Annotated in this window: 6 protein-coding genes; all 6 read right to left on the bottom strand. The window is 41.5% G+C overall.

Annotation, left to right across the window (positions count from 1 at the left end; genetic code table 11):
* Positions 1 to 191: 191 nt before the first annotated feature.
* Positions 192 to 728, bottom strand: coding sequence for a hypothetical protein (locus IJT21_08210; GenBank protein MBQ7578231.1), 537 nt, complete (start codon positions 726 to 728; stop codon positions 192 to 194).
* An 80-nt stretch (positions 729 to 808) separates the two neighbouring features.
* Positions 809 to 1,150, bottom strand: a complete 342-nt coding sequence (locus IJT21_08205; GenBank protein ID MBQ7578230.1) for a PepSY domain-containing protein — start codon at positions 1,148 to 1,150, stop codon at positions 809 to 811.
* Positions 1,151 to 1,168: 18 nt separating this feature from the next.
* On the bottom strand, positions 1,169 to 2,689 hold the full coding sequence (locus IJT21_08200; GenBank protein MBQ7578229.1) for an FAD-binding protein: 1,521 nt from the start codon (positions 2,687 to 2,689) through the stop codon (positions 1,169 to 1,171).
* A gap of 142 nt (positions 2,690 to 2,831) precedes the next feature.
* On the bottom strand, positions 2,832 to 4,793 hold the full coding sequence (locus IJT21_08195) for a TRAP transporter fused permease subunit (protein ID MBQ7578228.1): 1,962 nt from the start codon (positions 4,791 to 4,793) through the stop codon (positions 2,832 to 2,834).
* A gap of 107 nt (positions 4,794 to 4,900) precedes the next feature.
* On the bottom strand, positions 4,901 to 5,914 hold the full coding sequence (locus IJT21_08190; protein MBQ7578227.1) for a TAXI family TRAP transporter solute-binding subunit: 1,014 nt from the start codon (positions 5,912 to 5,914) through the stop codon (positions 4,901 to 4,903).
* Positions 5,915 to 5,971: 57 nt separating this feature from the next.
* Positions 5,972 to 6,922 (bottom strand): tripartite tricarboxylate transporter substrate binding protein, encoded by a 951-nt coding sequence (locus tag IJT21_08185; protein MBQ7578226.1) that lies wholly within the window; start codon positions 6,920 to 6,922, stop codon positions 5,972 to 5,974.
* Positions 6,923 to 6,954 lie beyond the last annotated feature (32 nt).

The following is a 6,954-nucleotide window of genomic DNA, read 5'->3' as shown; positions in this document are numbered from 1 at the left end:
TAAATAATCTTTCAATAATTTCCATGCCCGCTCAGATATGTCATGTCTATGAAGTTCTGATTTCATAAATTTTCTTCACCCTTAATAAAAATTTTTTATAGACTATCATATATTTCCTATTCTGACGACACCGTCTAAGTTAGCATTACTGTGAAAATAACCTTTTTCATCTAAATAACCGTGATTACCGCTCACATAAAGCAACAGCCTTTCACATTTAATTCTGCTGTTTCTGATACACTCATATAAGTTAATGAAGTACAGTCGCTCGCATTTACTTTTCTTAACGGGAAGAGATACGCTATTTTTTGACTTCCCTGACCGCCGCAGCTTACCCGCTCTAAATTTGTCATACCGCTTATATCTAGCTTTTCTATTGGGTGACTAACAATTATTAATTTTTTCAGATATTTTAATGCTTTAATTCCGGACAAATCTTTTATCGTGTAATCTTCGTTAAGTTTATCTGCTTTATAATCATATGGAGAACTTGCGTTAATTTCTGTAATCTTTGAGAGTTCATAATCTGATAAATAGCCGTCGCTGTATTCTGTGCCTGATTGCCAGTAACCTTTTTCTTCATTATATTTATATCTGTCATAACCTTCAATTATTTTGCGAAATACAGAATCGGGGAATGTCGCAGCAATATTAACATCGCACTCGGCCATTCTCGCAGGAAAATTTATTAATATCAAGAATAACGCAAATAAAAATTTCTTGCACATGATTATATCTCACCTTCTTAATAAATAAGCCCCTCACCGAGTAAATCAGAAAGGGGCAAACTTTTTATAAATCTTACTGCTTAATCATCGAGCTTGCATTTAAGCACTTCACCTGTTACAGCGTCAACGTCAACATCATATTCTTGACCATTAACAAAGCACTCCATTTCATAGACGGGTCTAAAATCTGAGCCGTTCGGGTAGTCTTTGATTTCATTGTCGAGGTCAACAAACTTAAATGTAACATCTTTTGCGTTCAATTTTTCTGCGGCGATTGTTTTAGCTTGCTCAACGGTGATTAAATTAATTTTCCTGCCAAGTGCTTCTGCCCGGACATTATGCTCGCTGTCAGCAAATGCTGCCCCCGCGAAAATTCCCAAGACTAACACAAAAAGTATTACTGCAAAAAATTTCTTGCTCATGAATAACGCTTCCCTTTATTAAAATATAAATTCTTTCTCATAGTCAGGACTTGAATCAGGATAATCTGTCCTGTTATGAGTTCCCCGGCTTTCTTTGCGATTTAGTGCGGCCTTTGCTATTAAGTTAATTGCTAGTGAAGTTTGTGATGTTAAATCATCGCGTGAAAGTTCGGGGGAATTCATTATATCATTAGTGAGTGATATAGTCTTCTCAAGATCTGCGCCGTTCCTGTAAACTCCTAAAGAATGCCCGGCAATTTTTTGTAATTCAGCTAAATATTTTTCACGAACTGAGTCATCACGGTTATATTTTACCGGGGACTCTGAAATTTCGCGGTCAAATTCGCCGGTTTTCATGATTCCTTCAGCGCATAACAAGCCGGATAAAGTCGCTTGACTCGCCGCATTCCCTGCACACCTGCAAGCACCGTGAATACCTCCGCAAGCCTCGCCGATCGCATAGAGTCCTTTAACGTCTGACTCATAATTGCTGTCGATTCTGATTCCTCCTGAAAAACTGTGAGGCATGGGCCCGACCTCTAATAATTCCTTCTTAGGATCACAGCCGCTGTGAATCAATCTATTATAGAACCATGGGTAGGCTTTCAAGATATTTATATCAATGTGCCGCAAATCTACCCAGATCCCGCCGTGAGGGTTGCCCTTACCTTTTGCCACTTGCTTCCAGATTTCATGATTAATTAGTGATTTAGGCGCGCCTGCTTCTCCCTGAGGTCTGACCTCAAGCAAAAATCTCTCTCCGTCTGAATTCAGCAAATAACCGCCTTCTCCTAACATAGCAGTCGGGCAGGGTTCACCTACAGCACCGGGGGGCGACATCATGACCATAGGCTCAAATTCTATAAATTCAATGTCAACGAGTTTTGCGCCGGCTTGCTTGGCCATTCCTAGAGTATTGCCCTTCACGTCATCGGGATATGTTGAAGTTCCGAGTAAATTTCCGACTCCTCCCCATGAGGCTATGACAATGGGCGCATATACGTTGTAAGGCTCGCTGTTATTCTCTATTACTGTGAAGCCCTCAATTTTGCCATTATTTACAAGCAGATTAACGACTTGAGCATGATTATGAAACTCGATTCCGGCCTGAGCTAATTTAGGCAGCATAATTTTTTCGATTTCAACGCCGATTAAATTAGTCGTCTGACAAAGTGAACGCGGATAAGTATGACCCGAAACATGACGCAGCTTTATAGAGCCGTCTTCATTGTGCGCAAAAGTTACTCCCCAGCGGCATAAAAGCTCGTAACCTTTAAAAGTATTCGCGGCCATTTCTCGGACTAATTCTTTATTGCCGATATTATAACCGGCCTTTAACATGTCTTGTGCGTATAATTCGGGAGTGTCGCCGTAGGGATTCTCAGGCAATACAAAATTTATAGCAGCAATATACGGAGTCCCTCCGAGTCCGTTTGCATAAATAGCAATGTCCTTTACGCCTAATTCGTGAAGTCTAGCAGCAGCCGCCAAAGCAGCCAAACCGCTCCCGGCAATTATTACTTTGTGATGTTGACTCATTATTTGCACCTCCTAAAAATTTTTTGTGTCCTGTATGCAAGAAAACTCCGTGCCCGTTTTCTCGCGTTTTTGCCCACCTTTTTCCCCGCCCATGTTCCCGCCCGCCTCCTGTCAGAAGCAAAGGCAATAATTTATTTATATGCTATTTCTTGGAATTTCTCGAATTAATTAATAATATCGCAACTCCAATAACTGCTCCGATTATTGAGCTGATCATTTCAGGAGCAATCAAACTCAAAGCCGCCGCAAATAATATTACTCTCTCTAACACGTTTAAATGAGTCTTGAAATATCCCGCGACCATGACGGCCAAGAAATAAGTTCCCAGTGCTAATTGAATAACTGAAATAATTATCTCGTTCCATTCACCTTTTAACAATAACGGGGGATTATACACGAACACGAACGGCACTAAGAATCCGACCATAGCAAAAGTAAATCCCTTGAGTCCAGTCTTCATAGCGTCGGCTCCGGCAATTCCTGCAGCTGTATACGAGGCAACACAAACCGGCGGAGTTATCTGCGCCATTATCCCGTAATAAAATACAAACATATTAGCGCATAAATCAGCAGTCGCACGAGAGAGTCCAGTCTGCAGCAAAATCGGCTGAATACAAGGCACAAATAATATTACTCCGACTAAATACGCGGCAACCGTCGGGAGTGCCATTCCCAGAATCATACAACCGACCATAGCAATTACTAAGGCCAAGAATAAATAACTAGTTCCCAGCGAACGAATCAAAGTCGATAAATTTGTAGCTAGTGAAGTCTGCTGAGTAACGACATTTATAATAATTCCGCACGCCGCCGTAGGAATAGCAATCGCCGCAGCCTGTTTAGCTCCATCAACGCAGCAGTTCCATAATTGTTTGAGATTCAAGAAATCAGGTTTATTCACGAAATAATTTATAATGTCGCAAGCAAGACACGAGAAAATGCCGACCATCCCCGCCCTCATAAGCGAATAACCGCGAATAATCCAGACTACAAGCAATATAGCAGGAATCAATAAATATAATCTCTGTAAAATGGGTCTGTCTACTCTTATAGAAGCGTCCGCAGTTGTGTCAAGATTTGCCGCTCTCTTGGCCGCTAATTTGTCAACTAAGACGAACACCGCGAAATAATAAGCCACCGCAGGAATTATCGCACTCGCAGCAATGGACATATAATTAACGCCTAACATTTCAGCCATTATGAAAGCTCCGACTCCCATAATCGGGGGCATAATTTGTCCGCCTGTTGAAGCGACTGCCTCGACTGCTCCGGCCTCTTCAGGTTCGTAGCCGATTTTTTTCATCATGGGAATAGTCATTACTCCAGTTGTAGCAACATTTGCGACTGCCGAGCCTGAAATCATGCCCATCAATCCCGAAGATAACACAGCAGCTTTTGCCGGGCCTCCTGATGATTTATTAGATAACTTCATGCCCATGTCAATTAAAAGCTGTCCGCCTCCTATAGTCGAGAAAAACGCTCCGAACACGATAAAATAAAATAAAGTATTTGCGCTCGTCAATAATGGAGTGCCAAAGACTCCGCTTTCTGTCATTGTCATGCCTGAAGTAAACTCTTCAATAAATTGATCGAACGGCTTTAAATTTGTGTGCAAGATTCCCGGCAAATATGGAGAAGTCCACGCGTAAATTATAAACACTGTGATAAAACCTGCGAGAATTCCGCCGAGTGTCCTATATACTGCGACGAGTAATAATAAAATCGCTATAATCATAGCCGCGTGATCTATGGGCAAAACTTCTTCAACGCCGATAACAAATTCATTCAAGCGGGTGAACTGGCTCAAAATATACCATGTTAAATAAGCTATTCCGGCAAATGCAAAAATGTCTATCCAGTTAACCCACGAATATTTATTTAATATAACAGGGTCAGGGAGTTCGCCAATATTCTCGGCAGCTTTCTTAACTTTTTTGCGGTAATAATTATCAGCCGGGAAGTAAATAAATACTAGAGTCAACGCAAATATTAAATGTATAGGACTCTGTAACATGGGAGCGAACTGCTTAACTAGTGCTATATACATTTGGAATGCAAAAAATAATATCGTTACAATTATTGCTGCTATACTACGAAAACTCATAAAATTTTCAGCTCCTTATCTCGTAAAATAAAAGCTCGGCCCGTGCTGATACCCCGAGTCGAGCCTGTATTATTCCTGCCTAAAAAATTTCATTACGAGCTAATAATTTATTTAAACTCGTCGAACTCGTAGCCCATTTCCTTATAATATTTCATTGCGCCGGGGTGAAGGGGTGCGCCGTTGAGTTCATGTTTTCCGGCTGTCTTAGGATCGAACCATGCTAATGAAGCGACGGCTGCGGCAATATCTGCTTTATTATCGCAAATTCCTTTAACGAGTGCATATGCTACATCATTAGGCATTGAGGCAGGGACTATAACATTTTGCTGTGAACCCATTGACTGAATATCATGATCTAAACCGTTCCAAGTTCCCGCAGTAATCGTGATAGGAGCATAGCCCATTTTGTTGAGATTTGCGAGAGTCTCAGGCTTTAACTGTACGAAATGCATAGCGTGAGTCAAGCAAATTTCAGTCGTTGTAGCTTGGCCTGCGTCTACGTGGTCAATCGTCGCGTCATATAAATCGTCCTGAATTCCTGATTTAATAGCGTCTGTTCCTGTTTTCTCCCATGTAGCAAACTTTAAGAAATCTTCAACAGAGATCCCGCAAGCCTCTATAACTCTTTCTGCTGTGAGTTCGCCGAGTGTCCCGTTTTTCTTTGTGATTAACTTAATCGGAACTTTTTTCGCAATAACTTCTTCCATAGTTGTACAGCCTGTTTTATCAACAAATGCCTTTGTGAACATTATATTTGCAAAAGCGTGGCCGAGTCCTCCTGCAATGCTCCTAACATCAGGGCAGTCTCCAAATTGATAATCTTTCTTGCTTCTCTGATAGCTCCAAAGTGAGGGGCCTGCATTACCGACTATTAAATCAGCGCGCTTTCTCTGAATAAGAACGGGAGCACCGACTCCGCCGGGTGAATTTGTCGTTAAATCAATAGTAGAACCTGCCGGGAGTCCCTTCAACATTGCGCCCTGAATAGCCGCACTTACTGAATAAGCACCGGTGCCGACTTCCTGAGCAGCAAAAACGAGTTTCACGGGCTCTGTGAGTTCAGCATAAGCCGCTAAAGAGAGACAAAACACTAATACTACTGCTAAAGCTAATTTTTTCATAAAAAACTTACCTCCATAAAAATATATTTTCACGCCTGCAAAAATTTACAAGCATTATTACTCGATTTCAAGAATAGGAACAAGGCTCATAAATAAATCTCTCTGTGCCTTAAGATTTGCGATACTGCCTTCAACGTCAAAATAAAACGGGTCTTGCCATGAGAAATCATTTACTATTTTCTTCCATTCAGGAGTCGCACATGCCTTCATAATAGCTGCGTTCATTGCTTTGACGATTTCGGGGGGTGTTCCCTTAGGAGCGAGTACTGCATACTCAGTATCAAGTTTTAATTCCGGTATATAATCAGAAGCTGCCGGCTGACCGGGCAAAAGAGTCGGGGATTTTGACAGGACAGTGCAGAGGCTGCGTAATTCGCCCTTCTCGATATAATCTGCCGCGCTTGAATAGGGGATTGATGTAGCGTCAATTGCGTCGCCTAATAAAGCCGTGAGTCTGTTCGCCGCGTCTCCTGCCTCGATAATATTAAATTGAGCTTTGCCGATGTTCATTAAGACACAAGCCATTATGTAAACTCCGCCGCCCATGGAAATTCCGAGTCTGATTGTGCCGGGCTTTTCTTTGGAAGCGTCAATTAAATCCTTAAGAGTCTTATACGGAGAAGAGGCTTTCACTACAATATTTTCACCTGATTGAATGCCATAAACTGCAACGGGTTCAAATGCATTATAGCCAAAATCTACCATTCCGGTGGCCTCGTTTCCGTTAAGAGCTGCCGTATTAGTAGCTATAAATGTGTAGCCGTCTTTAGCTCCATTTCTGTATTGCTGCATACAAGTAGCACCGTTTGAGCCTGTAACATTGCTTAAGACAACAGAGACTCCGAGAATCTTCTCAAGCTGTGCACCTAACTGACGAGCCATATAATCAGTATCTCCGCCCGCCGCATGTGTAACGTAAATATTAATTGTCTTCTCCGGCCATGCCGCAAATGCACTTGACACGAGAACTAATAATAATATTACTGCACATAAAAATTTTTTTGCCATAAATAAATCCTTCTTTCCTGATATAAAAATTT

This window comes from Synergistaceae bacterium, from assembly GCA_017443945.1.
Lineage (GTDB): Bacteria > Synergistota > Synergistia > Synergistales > Aminobacteriaceae > JAFUXM01.
Note: the sequence above shows the minus strand (reverse complement) of the source record. Positions and strands in the feature narration are given on the sequence as shown.

Bases quoted from the DNA above. Each gene is read 5' to 3' on its own strand.
- IJT21_08200 (MBQ7578229.1), bottom strand. From the start codon at position 2,689: ATGAGTCAACATCACAAAGTAATAATTGCCGGGAGCGGTTTGGCTGCT.
- IJT21_08210 (MBQ7578231.1), bottom strand. From the start codon at position 728: ATGTGCAAGAAATTTTTATTTGCGTTATTCTTGATATTAATAAATTTT.
- IJT21_08190 (MBQ7578227.1), bottom strand. From the start codon at position 5,914: ATGAAAAAATTAGCTTTAGCAGTAGTATTAGTGTTTTGTCTCTCTTTA.
- IJT21_08205 (MBQ7578230.1), bottom strand. From the start codon at position 1,150: ATGAGCAAGAAATTTTTTGCAGTAATACTTTTTGTGTTAGTCTTGGGA.
- IJT21_08185 (MBQ7578226.1), bottom strand. From the start codon at position 6,922: ATGGCAAAAAAATTTTTATGTGCAGTAATATTATTATTAGTTCTCGTG.
- IJT21_08195 (MBQ7578228.1), bottom strand. From the start codon at position 4,793: ATGAGTTTTCGTAGTATAGCAGCAATAATTGTAACGATATTATTTTTT.